The organism is Frigoribacterium sp. PvP121 (assembly GCF_017833115.1).
Classification (GTDB): domain Bacteria; phylum Actinomycetota; class Actinomycetes; order Actinomycetales; family Microbacteriaceae; genus Frigoribacterium; species Frigoribacterium endophyticum.
The window spans coordinates 1,426,163-1,441,014 of the sequence record NZ_JAFIBR010000001.1; the positions used below are offsets into that span (position 1 = coordinate 1,426,163).

Genomic DNA, 14,852 nt, shown 5'->3' on the forward strand with positions numbered 1-14,852 from the left:
ACGAAAGGCACCACCATGGCTGACCAGCTGCGCATCGTCGTCGGATCGGACGACGCCGGGTTCGACTACAAGGAGGTCCTCAAGGCGGACCTCGCGGCGAACGACGGCGTCGCCAGCGTGGTCGACGTCGGCGTCGGCTCCGACGGGCACACCGCCTACCCCCACGTCGCCGTCGACGCCGCCCGGATGGTGGCCTCGGGCGAGGCCGACCGCGCGATCCTGATCTGCGGCACGGGGCTCGGGGTCGCCATCGCGGCGAACAAGGTGCCCGGCGTCCGCGCCGTCACCGCCCACGACTCGTTCTCGGTCGAGCGGGCCGTCCTCTCGAACGACGCGCAGGTGCTGTGCATGGGCCAGCGGGTCGTCGGCGTCGAGCTGATGCGCCGCCTGGCGCGCGAGTACCTGACCTACCGCTTCGACACGACGAGCGCCTCGGCCGACAAGGTCGCGGCGATCTGCGGCTACGACGGCTCGGCCGAGCCCGTCGGGATCGACGCGCGGTCGTGACGGCCGACTCGCCGGCCTTCACGATCGGGGTCAGCCTGAAGACGTACCTCAGCCACGCGCGCACCCTGAGGTGGGCGACCGAGCTGGCCGAGGTCGCCCGGCGCCACCCCGCGGTGCGCGACGGGGTCGTCGAGCTGTTCGTCGCGCCCACCTTCCCGGCTCTCGTGCCCGTGCGCGACGTGCTCGCCGGCGCCGGCGTGCGGCTCGCCGCCCAGGACGTCTCGGCCACCGGCCCCGGGGCGTCCACCGGCGAGGTGACCGCGGCCGAGCTCGCCGAGATCGGCTGCTCGATCGCCGAGGTGGGGCACGCCGAGCGCCGCGCGCTCTTCCACGAGGACGACGCGGTGGTCGCCGCCAAGACCGCCGCCGCGCTGCGGGACGGCCTCACGCCGCTGATCTGCGTCGGCGAGGAGGACCGGTCGTCGGCCGACGTCGCCGCGGCCGTCGTGCGTCGGCAGGTCGACGCGGCGCTCGCCGCCGTCGAGGACTCAGGACGCGTCGTCGTCGCGTACGAGCCGGTGTGGGCGATCGGTGCGGAGTCTCCTGCATCGTCGACGCACATCGCCGCCGTGGTCGCCGCGCTCGAGGCGCACCTCGCCGCGCTGCCCGGGCACGCCGACAGCCGCGTCGTCTACGGCGGCAGCGCCGGGCCCGGCCTGCTCACCGAGCTCGGCGGGCGGGTGCGCGGCCTCTTCCTCGGGCGTCGTGCCCACGACGTGTCCGCCGTCGAGGGCGTCCTCGACGAGGCGCTCGCGCTGTCGGCGGTCGCGCCGCCGGCGACGGTCACCGCGGCCGCGGAGGTCGCCTCGTGATCGGCCTCAGCACGTACGCCTACTTCTGGCGCGGCAGCGACCACGTCCCCGCGCCGATGAGCCTCGCCGACATGCTGCGCGACACCGCGGCGCAGGGCGTCCGCCTGTTCCAGATCTGCGACCACGCGCCGTTGGCCGACTACGACGACGAGCAGCTCGCCGGCCTGCGGGCGCTCGCCGACGAGCTCGGGCTCACGCTCCAGCTCGGCACGCGGGGCACCGACCCGGCCGTGCTGCGGAGCTGGCTGCGCCTCGCGGTCGCGCTCCGCGCCTCCCTCGTCCGCACGATGTGGACGGCCGGCGACGACCGCCCCGACGCCGTCGAGACCGAGCGCCGCCTGCGGGCCGTGCTGCCCGAGTACGAGGAGGCGGGGGTCACCCTCGGCCTCGAGACCTACGAGCAGGTCGGATCCGCCGAGCTCGTGGCGGTCGTGCAGGCCGTCGGCAGCCCGCGGCTCGGCATCGTGCTCGACCCCGCGAACACCGTCGCGGCCCTCGAGCACCCCGCCGACGTGACCGCGCGGTGCCTGCCCTTCGTCGTCAACTGGCACGTCAAGGACTTCGCCTTCTCGCGACAGGACGGCTGGGTCGGGTTCGCCCTCACCAGCACGCCGCTCGGCGAGGGGCGGCTCGACCACGCCGGCATCCGGGCGGCGCTCGCCGAGCGCGACGGCGGCACGTCCGGCGTCGACGAGGTCGTCGAGCACTGGCTGCCCTGGCAGGGCGACCCCGAGACCACCACCCGGCTCGAAGCCGAGTGGACCACCCACACCATCTCTCAGCTGAGGAGCAAGAACCATGACTGACACCCTCGACACCACCGCCCCCGAGAGCACCGTCACCCACGCCGACGGCCAGGGCTCGCCCGACGTGACGGTCGCCGTCATCGGCGCCGGCGGCAAGATGGGCCAGCGCGTCTCGAACAACCTGGCCAAGAGCGCCTACACCGCCCTCTACAGCGAGGCGTCGCCCGCCGGCGTCGAGCTGATCGAGTCGCTCGGCCGCACCGTCACGCCGACCGACGTGGCCGTGGCCGACGCCGACGTGGTCATCCTCGCCGTGCCCGACGTCGTGCTCGGGAAGGTCTCCGAGCAGGTCGTGCCCGCGATGAAGTCGGGCGCGGTCATCCTCACCCTCGACCCCGCCGCGGCCTACGCCGGCCTGCTGGCCGACCGCGACGACATCCACTACGCCGTCGCGCACCCGTGCCACCCGTCGGTGTTCCTCGAGCGCACCACGAAGGAGGAGTGGGCCGACACGTTCGGCGGCGTGGCCGCCCCGCAGGAGGTCATCGCGGCACTCGAGGGCGTCGACGAGGGCTCGCCCGTGCGCGAGCTCGCCACCCAGGTCATCTCGACGATCTACGCCCCCGTCATCGCGGTGCACTACGTGACCGTGAAGCAGCTCGCCGTCCTCGAGCCCACGCTGGTCGAGACGATCGCGTGCATGGTCGGCGCGTTCCTCAAGGAGGCGCTGGAGGAGACCGTCGACGGCGTCGGCGTGCCCTACGAGGCGGCCCGCGCCATGCTCTACGGCCACACCTGGATCGCGCTGACCAACGGCCTGCGCGGCTCGAACCCCTTCAGCGACGCCTGCCACATCGCCATGGACTACGGCCGCGAGTCGATCGTCAAGGACGACTGGAAGAAGATCTTCGACGACAGCGAGCTCGACTCCGTCATCGCGCGCATGCTGAAGATCGACGCCGTGCAGCGCTGACGGCGACCACGGTCTCGCTCGTGAGCGGGGCGTGACGGAGGCGGTGGCGGCGTCGGCGACGCGGCCACCGCCTCGTCTCGGGCGTGCGGGTGCCCCTCGCCGGGTGCCCCGCGGCGGGTCGGCTCGGGTCAGCTCGGCATGGTCGGGGCGGCCTGCTCGTCGTCGAGGGCCTCCTCACCGGCCTCCTCGTCGGCCGCGGCGCGCGGGTCGGTGCCGGTCTCGCCCTGCCGCTCGCGGAGGACGTCGTCCTTCGCCGCGTCGCCCTCGCCGGCGTGGTCGTGCTCGACCTGCTCGGCCAGGCCACGGGTCTTCTCGGCGTCGGTGGCCTCGTCGGCACCGTCCATGATGGGTCGGGTCATCTTCTCGTCGCTCATGGTCGGAGGGTACCTCCCGTCGCCGTGCGGGCGGGGGCGGGCGCCCAGGCAGCGTCGGCGGGGCCGGTCGCACCCGGCCGCGGAGCCGTGCGGGCCCGCGCCGATCGGCCTACCGTCGCCCGCATGATCAGGGAACTCTGGCTCCTCCGGCACGGCGAGAGCACCGCCAACGTCGCCGCCACCGCCGCCGAGCAGGCCGGCTCCGAGACCATCGACGTCGAGCAGCGCGACGCCGACGTGCCGCTCAGCGAGCGCGGACTCGAGCAGGCCCGGGCCGTCGCGGGCTGGCTCGGCGAGCACGGGCTCGACGTCTCGACGGTCAGCGCCGCCTCCCCGGGCGCTGACGCGGGCACGTCCGCCACCTCGTTCTGGTGCTCGCCCTACCTCCGGGCGCGGCAGACCATCGGCACCGCGCTCGACGAGGCCGGGCTCGCCCCGGTGGTGCGGGTCGACGAGCGCCTCCGCGACCGCGAGCTCGGCGTGCTCGACCTCCTCACCCGGCGCGGCGTCGCCGCCCGGCACCCCGACGAGGAGGAGCGGCGTGAGCGGCTGGGCAAGTTCTACCACCGGCCCCCGGGCGGCGAGTCGTGGGCGGACGTCGCCCTGCGGGTCCGGTCCGTGCTGCGCGACCTCGACGAGCTGCCCGGCGACCGGGTCGTCGTGACCGCGCACGACGCCGTCGTCATGCTCTTCCTCTACGTCTGCACCGGGCTCAGCGAGGCCGACCTGCTCGAGTTCGCCCGGTCGAACACCGTCACCAACGCCTCCGTCACGCGGCTGTCGCGCGCCGACGGCGACGCGTGGTGGACCCTCGACGCCTTCGCCGACGTCGCCCACCTCGACCGCGGCGACGCCCCGGTCACGACCCACGGAGGAGACCGTGATGTCCAGCCCCGATGAGATCGTCGTCACCCCCGACCTGCTCCGCGGCTGGGAGCTCCCCTCCGCCGGCGCCGGCAAGTACTCGCGCGGCCAGGTCGTCGTCGTCGGCGGCGCAGCCCGCACCCCTGGCGCCGCCATGCTCGGGGCGTGGGCCGCGCTCCGGGTCGGGGCGGGGCGCCTGACGCTCGCCGTCGCCGGGTCGGTCGCCCCGCACGTGGCGGTGGCCCTGCCGGAGGCGGGGGTCGTGCCCCTGGGGGAGACCGACGGCGGCCACGTGGTCGGCTCGTCGCTCGCCCAGGCGTCGAGCGACCTGGAGGGCGCCGACGCGGTGCTCGCCGGATCGGGGCTCGACGACGCCGACGAGGCCGAGGCCCTGGTGCGACTCCTGCCCGACCTCGTCGGCGACGACGCCGTCGTCGTGCTCGACGCCTTCGCGCTCGGGGTGCTGCCGCGGTGCGGCGACGCGATCGACCCGCTGCGCGGGCGCCTCGTGCTGACGCCGAACCCGAGCGAGGCCGGTCGGCTGCTCGAGCGCGACGTCGACGACCTGCCGAGCGACCTCCTCGAGATCGCCCGGCGTTGGGGCGCCGTGGTGGCGTGCCAGAGCCTCGTCGCCTCTGACGACGGGCGCGTGTGGCGGTCGGGTGCGGGGCACCCGGGGCTCGGCACGTCGGGCAGCGGCGACGTGCTCGCCGGGGCGGTCGCGGGGCTCGCCGCCCGCGGCGCCACCCCGGCACAGGCGGCGGTGTGGGCGACCCACGCGCACGCGACGGCGGGCGACCGGCTGTCGGTGGGCGTCGGGCCGATGGGGTTCCTCGCGAGCGAGCTGCTCGACGAGCTGCCGCGCGTGCTGGTCGAGGTGGGGGCCTAGCCGAGGCCTAGGCCGAGGCCGAGGCCGGTGTCGGCGTCAGTGCTGGTGCTGGTGCCGATGTCGGCACCGGCTCCTGGCGCTGGTGCCTAGGCGTCGACCCGCGGGCGCGCGTCAGCGTCGGCGGGCTGCGAGGTCGCACGGGTCGTGCGCCCCGACTCCTCTCGGGTGGGCGTCGACGACGGCTCGAAGCGGTCCTTGAGCCGCAACGCGGGCTGCTCCACGAAACGGTGCGACAGCCACGCGGTCGCGACGGCTGCGGCGATGACGGCCAGCGTGCCGAGGGCACCGGGCACGACGGGCTCGATCAGGGCGATGAAGACGACGTGCCAGAGATAGAGCGGGTACGACAGGGCCCGGCCGAACCAGGCGACCGGCCCGAGCGACAGCACCCGCGCCGGCAGGGTGGGGCGGCAGGCGAGGCCGCCGATCAGCAGCGCCGAGGCCACCGCGACGCCGGGCAGCATGACCGTGAACGTCGTGACCTGCTGCTGCCAGCCGCTGCCGATGACGGCCAGCGAACCGACGACGCCGACCAGGCCGGCCCAGGTCGCGGCCGTGCCGAACCGGCCCTGGAACGCCGCACGGCCGCGGTCGGACCCCAGCACCAGCGCCAGGGCGCAGCCGAGCAGCAACGGGGCCACGTTCAGGACCGGACTGAAGTAGATGTCGGGGGTGGCGCCTCCGGCGGGGGCGTCGAAGAGGGCGCCCGAGGCGACCACCGACGCGACCACGAGGGCCGCCAGCACGGCCACGGCGACGCGGCGCGCGGCCTTCAGCGCGAAGAGCAGCATGAGGAGCGGGGGCCAGACGAGGTAGAACTGCTCCTCCATCGAGAGGCTCCACATGGGGGAGAAGACGCCCTGCGACTCGCCGAGGAAGGAGCGGGCCACGTTGCCGGTGTAGGTGACGGCGACCAGTCCGGCGCCGAGGGCGCTCATCGTCGAGCCCTGGTAGTCGCCGATCAGCCACCAGAGGGCGAGGCCGACCACGACCACGGCGAGCAGGGTCGGGTACAGGCGCAGGACGCGGCGCAGCCAGAACCGCCCGAGGCGGATGCGGCCGGTGCGGGCCCTCTCGCCGACCAGCAGGGTCGTGATGAGGTAGCCGCTGAGCACGAAGAAGACGTTGACCCCGACGAAGCCGCTGCCGAAGCCGGGCACGTGCAGGTGGTAGAGGACCACGAAGGCGATGGCGACCGTGCGCAGACCGTCGAGCGGCAGAACGCGGTCACGGCGCGTCGATGTCGTCGGAGGGGCGAGGGGCATCGGGCCATTCTGGACCGGAGAGCTTGGGAACGCCCGGACGGGGCGCGATCAGCCCTCGGCGGCGGGCGGCGGGCTCGCGGCCGGTGCGCTCGCGTCCGGCGCGCTCGCGTCCGTCGCGTCGACGGCTCAGGAGGCAGGCGCCGCCCGGGCCGCCCCGCCCCCCTCCGGGCGGCTCGCCCCTGATCCCTCGACGCCGACGGCCCGCCGCCCGGAGAGGACTCCGGTCGGCGGGCCGTCGCGCTCGGTCGAGCGCCCCGTTAGCGCGACCCCGCCGGGCTCTTCTCCGCCCGCTCCGCGCCGGCCGGGGGCCGCCCGTGCGACACGCGCCGCGGCAGCGCGAACACGAGCAGGAAGGCCACGACCGCGAACGCCGCGCTGACCCCCATGGCCGCCGCCGCCGCGTCGGTGAAGCCGGTCGCCCGGCCCGCCGCCGTCGCGAGCTCGCGCCCGCCGGGCAGCGACCCGAACAGCACGCTGCCGATGATGGCGATGCCGACGGCCGAGCCGATCCGCTGGATGGCCGAGATGACGGCGCTCGCCGAGCCGGCGTCCTGCGGGTCGACGGTCGCGACGATGAACTGCACGTTCGGCGCGATGAAGAACCCGTTGCCGAGCCCCGCGATCAGCAGCGGCGCGAGCAGCAGCCAGTTGGTGAGGTCGGCGGCCTCGGTGTTCATCAGCACGAGCCACATCCAGATGAGGCCGATCGCGACGAGCGCGGTGCCGAGCACCAGCACGTTGCGGCCGAGCTTCTGGGCGATCTGGTTGCTCTGCGACGACGAGATGATGCTGCCGACCGCGAACGGGATGGCGACGGCGCCCGACGCGAGCGCGCTGTTGCCGAGGCCCGACTGCCAGAGCAGCGAGATCGTGAAGAAGATGCTGGTGAACGCCGCGAAGTACACGAGGGCGAGCACGACGCCGCCGGTGAAGGAGGGGTGCGAGAACAGCTTCGGGGGCACGAGCGGGGTGCGACCGCGCTTCGTGTACGCGACCTCCCAGGCGCCGAAGGCGGCGAGCAGCAGCACGCCCGCGGCGATGGTCAGGTAGGTCCACAGCGGCCAGCCCTCGTCCTGGCCCTGGATGAGGGGGACGAGCAGCGCGACGAAGGCGGCCGAGACGAGCACCAGGCCGATCCAGTCGAGGCCCTTGTCGGGGCGGGGCAGCGACTCGTCGCGCTTCGGCAGCAGGACGGCGGCGGCGATCAGCGTCGCGACGCCGAAGGGCAGGTTGACGAAGAACACGAGGCGCCAGCCGTTCTCGTCGCCGAACGCCTGGATGATGAGCCCGCCGATGATCGGCCCGAGGGCCGACGAGACGCCGATGACGGCGCCCATGATGGCGAACGCCTTGCCGCGCGACCGGCCGGGGAAGAGCAGCTGGATGAACGCGGTGACGGCCGGCACGAAGATGCCGCCCGCGAGGCCCTGCACGACGCGGAACACGACGAGCTGGACGTCGCTCGTCGCCACGCCGCAGGCGAGGCTCGCGAGCGTGAAGAGCAGCACGCCGGTGAAGTAGACCCATTTGTGGCCGATCCGGTCGCCGATGCGGCCGGCCGGGATGAGCGTGAGCCCGAACGCCAGCGCGTAGCCCGAGATGATCCACGACAGGGTCGACTCCGAGGCGTCGAGCGAAGTCCGGATCGTGGGCAGGGCGACGTTCACGATCGTGGTGTCGAGCAGGGCGATGAACATGCCCAGCAGGAGCGCCACGAGGGCGAACCAGGCGTGACGGGGCACGGCGGGTGCGGCGCCGGGGCGGGCGGGTGCGTCGGTCATGGGGGCCTTCCGTGCCGCGGGGCGGCGATGAGTGTGCCCGGCGCGGAGCGCGCAGCGGGCAGAGCAGGAGCGTCGTGGTCGACGGTGAGGGGGGAGTCGCGGGTCAGCCCGAGGACGGCGTGCCGGTCAGTGCGTGCCTGGCCCCCGCCTCCTCGTCCGCGACGATGTCGGGCAGGGCCTCGATCAGCGTGTCGTGCCAGCTGATCTCGGCACGGAGGCGGTGCTCGCGGTGCGAGAGAGCGTGCTTCTCGGCCACGGACAGCCAGGGGTCGGCGCGCCGACGGTGGTCGGCGGACTCGGCGAGCAGCCGCTCGAGCTCGGCGCGACGGCGCCGGACGGTGGCGGGGAGCTCGTCGACCCGGTCGGGGTCGACGCGGGTCAGCGCGAGGTCGAAGGGGTCGGGCCGCAGGACGATCTCGTCCTGGGCGTGCCGACGGGACGCGTCGAGGGCGGCGCGGCCCGCGTCGGTGATGCCGTAGACCTGGCGCTCGGGGAAGGACCCCTCGCGCTCGGTGCGGACCGGGGCGAGAAGGCCCTCGGCTGCCAGCCTCTTGATCGCGCCGTAGATGCCGCCGACCGAGACGTCCGTCCAGAAGTGCACGTGCTCCTGCTCGGCCTGCAGCCGGAGCTGGTGGCCGTGCATGTCTCCGTGGCGCGCGAACGAGTCGAGCACGAAGAGACGGATGGAGGACACGAGGCGCTACTCTCGCACGACTAGTCGCCCACGGTCAACTTTTCTGCAGAGACTGCACCGAGGCGCGGTCCACGACCTTGGCCGCGATGCCGCGCACCACGTCGGAGAGCCGCTCGTCGGCGTCGAGGAGCGACTGCGCGGCCTCGGGCGTCAGGCCGGCGAAGCAGTCGCCGATCGTGACGCCGTGGGCCGGGCGGGACACGACGACGACCTCGTCGCCCGCCGCGGCGGGGCCCGACTTGACGACCCGCAGGTAGGCACCCGGGCGGCCCTCCGCCTGGAAGCGCGCCACCCACCGGGGCTCGCGCAGGCGACGCTGGAAGGTCGCGCACGGCGTGCGGGGCATGGTGACCTCGAGGAGGAGGCCGTCGCCGACGGCCCAGCGCTCGCCGAGGACGGCGCCCGTCACGTCGAGGCCCGAGGTGCGGAGGTTCTCGCCGAACAGGCCGGGCGTGACCTCGTAGCCGAGGAGGTCGCCGAAGTGGAGCGCGTCCTCGTCGGCGTAGGCGTAGACGGCCTTGTCGGGGCCGCCGTGGTGCTTCCGGCTGGCCTGGACGTCGCCCCAGACGCCGAGCGCCTTGACGGGCACCGGCACGTCGAGGGGGCGCTTGTCGATCGCGGTGACGCCGACGCTGCCGGAGTCGGGGAGGAGACGGTCGACGCGGCAGACGGCGGTGAGGAGGGGCACGGAGCCATGGTGCCCGAGCGCGGCGGCGGCGACAAGCGTCCGGGCCGGAGCCGCGCCCGCCTCGTCGTCGATCGTTCAGGTCGCGTCGCCGTCGCCCGTCCCCGCGGTGCGCGAGACGCGAGCGTCACCTGAAAGCTCGACGCGACGACGCACGCCGGCGTCAGCCTGCGATCGACCGTGGGCCTCAGCCCTGGCTGTTGAGCGACCCCGTCGGGATCCGGTCGCGGTCGTACGTGATCTCCGTGAAGCCGTGCGCGGCGGGGGCACCGTCGGGCCCGATGTTGACGAACACCATCTTGTCGATGGTGAGGATGCTCTGGCGGGTGACCATGTTCCGCACCTCGGCGCGCATGGTCAGCGACGTCCGGCCGAAGGCGGTCGCGCGGAGGCCCATCTCGACGAGGTCGCCCTGCGCGGCGCTCGACACGAAGTTGATCTCGGAGATGTACTTCGTCACGACGCGGCCGTTGCCCAGCTGCAGGATCGCGTAGATCGCGGCCTCCTCGTCGATCCAGCGCAGCAGGCTGCCGCCGAAGAGGGTGCCGTTGGCGTTGAGGTCCTCGGGGCGGACCCACTTGCGGGTGCGGAAGTTGATCTCGTCGGTCGTCTCCGTGGGCGACGCGAGGGGGTCGGGTGCGCCGGGGGTGATGGCGTCTGTCACAGGGTCTCCTTCGGGCTGGCCGGTCGGCTCGCCCCGAGAGCCTAGGGCGACGCCGCCGTCCCCGCCCGCCCCGGGCGCGTCGCGTCGGGTCGTCCGCGCACCTCCGGCGTCGGCTCCGGAGCTGGGGGTGCTGGCCTCGTCAGCCGGTCCGGGCTCGTCTGCCGTCCCGGGCCCGAGCGTCGGCCTCGGCGGGCGGCGGCGGGCGGGGACGGGCGCCGGGGCAGACGCCACGCGCGGCGTCGGGCGCCCTGTGCCGATGGCGGCACGGGGCGCGAGCCGTCCCGAGGTGGGCGACGACGTCGGCCACCTCGGCGGTGGAGCGCGACGGCTGCCTCGACGGCGGCGAGCACCTGGCCCCAGTCGTGCCGGACGACCGCGTAGCTGAGGTGCATCGGGATCCTCCCCGCGACGTAGCCGCGGAGGTCCTTGACCGCGTCGCGGTCGAAGCGCTGGGCGTGCCACCGGCGGCCGTCCGTCTCGATGCCGAGGACGCCCTCCACGACGAGGTCGGTGCGCTCGCCGAAGCCGTTCGGCACCTGCGAGGTGACGTGGAAGCCCGCCTGGCGCAGGCGGACCCGCACGACGCTCTCGAGGATGCTCTCGCTCGACGCGTCGACCCAGTCGACGACGCCGCGGGCGTCCGCGGGCAGCCGGGCCGCGATCTCGCGGAGGTCGCGCGACGTGATGCGCCCTCCGTGCAGCGCCCAGTCGAGGAGCGCGACGGCGATCTCGAAGGACTCCTCGAGCACGGCCCGGACGAGGGCGTCGCGCACGTCTACCAGGGCGACTCCGCCCCGGCTCCTGACGTCGCCGTCGTCGTAGACGACACGGGTCGCACGGCGGTGGCGCAGCCGGGACGCGTGGGGAGGGACGGACACCGTGACGAGCGGCGGCCGCTCCCACATCCAGGCGCCCAGCTCGAAGAGGGCGGACCCGCCCGTCAGGCGGCCGCCCACGCTGACCGCGACGACTCGGGCGTCGTTCCGGGGGAGGTTCGTGTACCAGCCGAGCCGGGGGCGGTGCAGGTCGCCCGACCGGACCGCCCGCGTGAGGTCGCGGTCGGTCGCGCCGGCCCGGCGCAGCTGCCGCCGGGTGGCGAACCCCCCGGCGGCCTCGACCACCTCGACGACGTCTGCTGTGTGCATCCGCCCACGATCGTCGAGCGCCGACCGACGGTGGCGAGCGGCCACCGGCGCTGGGGACGATCCGCCCGCACCGACGCCGGGGGAGGGGCCGGCGCAGGCCGCTCGGCGCAGGGCGCCGGTCGACGACTCAGGTGGCCGTGGTCCCGGGCGGGTCTCCCGTGCCCCGAGCAGCAGGCCCGCCCTGATCGCTCGACGACTCGACCCCCCGACCCTCCGCGGAGACGGCGCGGGTCGTCCGCCCCAGCACCAGGGTCGTCGGCAGCTCGTGCACCCCCGGCGTCGTCGTTGGCGGCCCCGTCGCGAGGGCGACCGCCGCCTCCGCCGCGAGGCGCGCCAGCTCGGCGACCGGCTGCGACACGGTCGTCAGCCCGGCGTCCAGGGCCCGTCGCTGTCCGTCGAACCCCACGATCGACACGTCGCCGGGCACGTCCACGCCGAGTCGCTCCAGCGACGCCAGCACGCTCAGGGCCAGGTCGTCGTCCTCGGCCAGCACCGCCACCGGCAGCGGACCCGTCAGGAGGCGCGCGGCGGCCTCGTCGCCGAGCCCCGACCCCGCCGCGAGCTCGAGCAGGGCCCGCTCCGACGAGGGCACGCCCGCGGCGTCGAGCTCCGTGGCCCACCCTGCCTCCCGCTCGTGGGCGCTCCAGCGGAAGTCCCGGTCGGGCGCGGCTCGCAGGTAGACGAAGCGGCGGTGGCCGAGGCCGAGCAGCAGCCGCGTGGCCGTCCGGCCGGCGGCGAGGTCGTCGATGCCGACGCTGGGGTGCCCGGCGACGCGCTGGCTGAGGTAGACCACGGGCATGTCGAGGGCGGTGAGCGTCGCCTGCTCGGTGTCGGACAGGGCGAAGGAGGCGACGATCACGGCGTCGGCGTTGCGTCGCGCCGGGAGGGCCCCGAAGAACGCCTCGCGCTCGGCGCGGTCGTGCACGCGGTAGAGGAGGAGGTCGAGGCCGGCGGCGCGGAGCACGTCGTAGATGCCGTCGAGGATGCTGCCGCTGAACCAGTCGGTCAAGGGCGCCCCGATCAGCACGGCGACGCGGCGCACCTTGCCCGTGGCGAGGCTCGAGGCCGTGCGGGAGACCACGAAGCCGAGCCGGTCGGCCGCGTCGGCGACCGCGCGGCGGGTCTCGCTCCGTACCTTCGGCGACCCCCGCAGGGCGCGCGACACCGTCGCCACCGACACGCCCGCCGCGAGGGCGACGTCGTCCATCGTGGCTGCTCGCGGGGGCGCTGGGGCAGTGCTGGACGGCTCTTCGGCCATGGTTCCTCCTCGGGAGTGCAAGCGTTTGCAGCGTGGGGCTCATCCGTGCTGGCGACCGGTGCCGCACGATGCGCCTTACACCTCCGGCTCGGCGAGGGTCCATCATCGCGCCGTCGACGTCGCTCGTCTTGACGATGATCGCGCGACGTTCCTAGGCTGTGCAAGCGCGGTCACCGACGACCGCGTACATCGGTGCCGGGCCCCGTGAGCGCGAGCTGCTCGTCGCCGTGTCGAGGAGTCAGGATCCGCCGGCCGCCGAGGTGCGTCGCCGACGCGCGGCACCGCCCCGACCTGAGAGCTCGACCCGCCCGCCCCCCACCAGCACCCGAGGAGCCCCATGACCGACCAGGACGCCACCCCCACCGAGGTCCCCGTCGCCGACGCCGACTGGTGGCGCCAGGCCACCGTCTACCAGGTGTACCCGCGCAGCTTCGGCGACTCCGACGGCGACGGCCTCGGCGACATCGCCGGCGTGACCTCCCGTGTGCCGTACCTGGCGCAGCTCGGGGTCGACGCGATCTGGCTCAGCCCGTTCTACCCGTCCGAGCTCGCCGACGGCGGCTACGACGTCGCCGACTACCGCGACGTCGACCCCCGGCTCGGCACCCTCGCCGACTTCGACGACATGGTGGCGGCCGCGCACGGAGCGGGCCTCAAGGTCATCGTCGACATCGTCCCGAACCACACGTCCGACCAGCACGTCTGGTTCCGCGAGGCCCTCGCGTCCGAGCCGGGCAGCCCGGCCCGCGCCCGCTACGTCTTCCGTGACGGGCTCGACGGCGGCGCCACCGCGCCGTCGACCTGGCCGTCGAACTTCGGCGGCAGCGCCTGGACCCGGCTCACCCGCCCCGACGGCACTCCCGAGCAGTGGTACCTGCACCTGTTCGCCCCCGAGCAGCCCGACCTCGACTGGAGCAACCCCGAGGTCCGCGACGACTTCAAGCGCACCTTGCGCTTCTGGTCCGACCGGGGCGTGGACGGCTTCCGCGTCGACGTCGCGCACGGGCTCGCCAAGGACCTCGTCGAGCCCCTCCGTGACGCGAACCCGAAGGACTTCGGCCTGCCCACCGACGGCAGCGACCCCCTGTACGACCGCGACGAGGTCCACGAGATCTTCCAGGAGTGGCGCGAGGTGCTCAACGAGTACGACCCGCCCCGCACGGCCGTCGCCGAGGCCTGGGTCGCCCGCGAGCGCGTCTCGCTGTACGCGCGCCCGACCGAGCTCGGCCAGGCCTTCAACTTCGAGCTCACCCGGGCCGAGTTCGACCCCGCCGAGTTCCGGACCATCATCGAGTCGAACCTCGAGCTCGCGGCCGAGAGCGGCGCCTCCAGCACCTGGGTCCTGTCGAACCACGACGTGGTGCGCCACGCGACGCGCTACGGCCTGCCGGCGACGACCGACGGCGACGCCTTCCTCCTGTCGGGCGGCACCTCGCCCGAGCTCGACCGCACGACGGGCCTCCGCCGCGCCAGGGCCGCCTCGATGCTCATGCTCGCCCTGCCCGGCTCGGCGTACGTCTACCAGGGCGAGGAGCTCGGCCTGTTCGAGGTCGCCGACATCCCCGACGACCAGCTGCAGGACCCGGTCTGGATCCGCACCGAGCACGGCCTCAAGGGCCGTGACGGCTGCCGCGTGCCGCTCCCGTGGGACACCTCGTCGCCCGCGTTCGGCTTCGGCACGCACGAGCCGCACCTGCCCCAGCCCGCCTGGTTCGCCGACTCGGCCGTCTCGGTCGAGGAGGACGACGCTGACTCGACCCTGTCGCTCTACCGGCGTGCCCTGGCGCTCCGTCACCAGCTGCAGCGCGGCGAGGACCTCGCCTGGGTCGACGGCGAGGACGCGGCGGTCGTGCACTTCGCGCGTCACGACGGCTGGCACTCGGTGACGAACTTCTCGACGGAGGCGGTGGCCCTGCCCGAGGGCGAGGTCCTGTTGTCGAGCGGTCCGGTCGAGACGCCGGCCGGAGGCGCGGCGCAGCTCCCGGGGGAGACCACCGTCTGGCTCCGCGTCCGCTGAGCACCACGACGGCCCCGACGGCAGCGGCCGTCGGGGCCGTCGTGCGCCCGGGCTCGTCGCCCTCGCCCGGCGCGGAGGAGACGTGGTGCCCTGCCGTGGTGGGAGGAGACGCGGATCGCCGTTGACCCGCGCCTCGTGCCGCAGGAGGCGCGGCCCCCGGCGACAGCGGACACTCTGC

Annotated in this window: 15 protein-coding genes; 7 read left to right on the forward strand and 8 right to left on the reverse strand. The window is 74.5% G+C overall.

Annotated elements, in window-relative coordinates; genetic code table 11:
* The first annotated feature begins 15 nt into the window (after positions 1-15).
* Genes JOE43_RS06665 through JOE43_RS06680 form a run of 4 tightly spaced genes read left to right on the forward strand, consistent with a single transcriptional unit; the run spans position 16 to position 3,038 of the window.
* Positions 16-507: a ribose-5-phosphate isomerase gene (locus JOE43_RS06665; RefSeq protein ID WP_056052650.1), complete on the forward strand. Its 492-nt coding sequence runs from the start codon at positions 16-18 to the stop codon at positions 505-507.
* The gene (locus JOE43_RS06670) at positions 504-1,319 is read left to right on the forward strand and encodes a triose-phosphate isomerase family protein (RefSeq protein WP_209516123.1); all 816 of its coding nucleotides are present in this window, start codon (positions 504-506) and stop codon (positions 1,317-1,319) included. Before JOE43_RS06665 ends, JOE43_RS06670 begins: the two co-directional genes overlap by 4 nt.
* A complete protein-coding gene (locus JOE43_RS06675; protein WP_209516125.1) occupies positions 1,316-2,125 on the forward strand; it encodes a sugar phosphate isomerase/epimerase in 810 nt (269 codons plus the stop codon). Before JOE43_RS06670 ends, JOE43_RS06675 begins: the two co-directional genes overlap by 4 nt.
* Positions 2,118-3,038, forward strand: a complete 921-nt coding sequence (locus JOE43_RS06680; protein ID WP_167258261.1) for a phosphogluconate dehydrogenase C-terminal domain-containing protein — start codon at positions 2,118-2,120, stop codon at positions 3,036-3,038. The genes JOE43_RS06675 and JOE43_RS06680 overlap by 8 nt, the downstream gene beginning before the upstream one ends.
* A 128-nt stretch (positions 3,039-3,166) precedes the next feature.
* Here JOE43_RS06680 and JOE43_RS06685 read toward each other — a convergent pair whose 3' ends face one another.
* Positions 3,167-3,412 (reverse strand): hypothetical protein, encoded by a 246-nt coding sequence (locus tag JOE43_RS06685; RefSeq protein WP_209516128.1) that lies wholly within the window; start codon positions 3,410-3,412, stop codon positions 3,167-3,169.
* Positions 3,413-3,535: 123 nt separating this feature from the next.
* On the opposite strand from JOE43_RS06685, the gene JOE43_RS06690 reads away from it, so the two are divergent.
* Entirely contained in the window at positions 3,536-4,312 is a 777-nt protein-coding gene (locus tag JOE43_RS06690; RefSeq protein ID WP_209516131.1) for a histidine phosphatase family protein, read from the forward strand.
* Complete coding sequence (locus JOE43_RS06695) at positions 4,296-5,165, forward strand: NAD(P)H-hydrate dehydratase (protein WP_209516134.1); 870 nt, start codon at positions 4,296-4,298, stop codon at positions 5,163-5,165. The genes JOE43_RS06690 and JOE43_RS06695 overlap by 17 nt, the downstream gene beginning before the upstream one ends.
* 86 nt (positions 5,166-5,251) lie before the next feature.
* Here JOE43_RS06695 and JOE43_RS06700 read toward each other — a convergent pair whose 3' ends face one another.
* The 7 genes from JOE43_RS06700 to JOE43_RS06730 form a co-directional block, all read right to left on the reverse strand.
* Positions 5,252-6,430: an acyltransferase gene (locus JOE43_RS06700; protein ID WP_209516149.1), complete on the reverse strand. Its 1,179-nt coding sequence runs from the start codon at positions 6,428-6,430 to the stop codon at positions 5,252-5,254.
* Positions 6,431-6,687: 257 nt separating this feature from the next.
* Complete coding sequence (locus tag JOE43_RS06705) at positions 6,688-8,211, reverse strand: MFS transporter (protein WP_209516152.1); 1,524 nt, start codon at positions 8,209-8,211, stop codon at positions 6,688-6,690.
* Between the two features lie 103 nt (positions 8,212-8,314).
* A complete protein-coding gene (locus JOE43_RS06710; protein WP_209516153.1) occupies positions 8,315-8,905 on the reverse strand; it encodes a PadR family transcriptional regulator in 591 nt (196 codons plus the stop codon).
* A 34-nt stretch (positions 8,906-8,939) separates the two neighbouring features.
* Positions 8,940-9,593, reverse strand: coding sequence for an MOSC domain-containing protein (locus tag JOE43_RS06715; protein WP_209516156.1), 654 nt, complete (start codon positions 9,591-9,593; stop codon positions 8,940-8,942).
* Between the two features lie 184 nt (positions 9,594-9,777).
* On the reverse strand, positions 9,778-10,242 hold the full coding sequence (locus tag JOE43_RS06720; RefSeq protein WP_370543631.1) for an acyl-CoA thioesterase: 465 nt from the start codon (positions 10,240-10,242) through the stop codon (positions 9,778-9,780).
* Positions 10,243-10,295: 53 nt separating this feature from the next.
* Positions 10,296-11,399, reverse strand: a complete 1,104-nt coding sequence (locus JOE43_RS06725; RefSeq protein ID WP_209516159.1) for a type IV toxin-antitoxin system AbiEi family antitoxin domain-containing protein — start codon at positions 11,397-11,399, stop codon at positions 10,296-10,298.
* Between the two features lie 127 nt (positions 11,400-11,526).
* A complete protein-coding gene (locus JOE43_RS06730; protein WP_209516161.1) occupies positions 11,527-12,606 on the reverse strand; it encodes a LacI family DNA-binding transcriptional regulator in 1,080 nt (359 codons plus the stop codon).
* Between the two features lie 388 nt (positions 12,607-12,994).
* Between JOE43_RS06730 and JOE43_RS06735 the strand changes: the two genes are divergently transcribed.
* A complete protein-coding gene (locus JOE43_RS06735; RefSeq protein WP_209516164.1) occupies positions 12,995-14,674 on the forward strand; it encodes a glycoside hydrolase family 13 protein in 1,680 nt (559 codons plus the stop codon).
* Positions 14,675-14,852 lie beyond the last annotated feature (178 nt).

Excerpts from the sequence above, each read along its gene's own strand:
- JOE43_RS06665 (WP_056052650.1), top strand. The coding sequence starts at position 16 with ATGGCTGACCAGCTGCGCATCGTCGTCGGATCGGACGACGCCGGGTTC.
- JOE43_RS06680 (WP_167258261.1), top strand. The coding sequence starts at position 2,118 with ATGACTGACACCCTCGACACCACCGCCCCCGAGAGCACCGTCACCCAC.
- JOE43_RS06685 (WP_209516128.1), bottom strand. The coding sequence starts at position 3,412 with ATGAGCGACGAGAAGATGACCCGACCCATCATGGACGGTGCCGACGAG.
- JOE43_RS06690 (WP_209516131.1), top strand. The coding sequence starts at position 3,536 with ATGATCAGGGAACTCTGGCTCCTCCGGCACGGCGAGAGCACCGCCAAC.
- JOE43_RS06695 (WP_209516134.1), top strand. The coding sequence starts at position 4,296 with ATGTCCAGCCCCGATGAGATCGTCGTCACCCCCGACCTGCTCCGCGGC.
- JOE43_RS06700 (WP_209516149.1), bottom strand. The coding sequence starts at position 6,430 with ATGCCCCTCGCCCCTCCGACGACATCGACGCGCCGTGACCGCGTTCTG.
- JOE43_RS06705 (WP_209516152.1), bottom strand. The coding sequence starts at position 8,211 with ATGACCGACGCACCCGCCCGCCCCGGCGCCGCACCCGCCGTGCCCCGT.
- JOE43_RS06725 (WP_209516159.1), bottom strand. The coding sequence starts at position 11,399 with ATGCACACAGCAGACGTCGTCGAGGTGGTCGAGGCCGCCGGGGGGTTC.
- JOE43_RS06730 (WP_209516161.1), bottom strand. The coding sequence starts at position 12,606 with ATGGACGACGTCGCCCTCGCGGCGGGCGTGTCGGTGGCGACGGTGTCG.
- JOE43_RS06735 (WP_209516164.1), top strand. The coding sequence starts at position 12,995 with ATGACCGACCAGGACGCCACCCCCACCGAGGTCCCCGTCGCCGACGCC.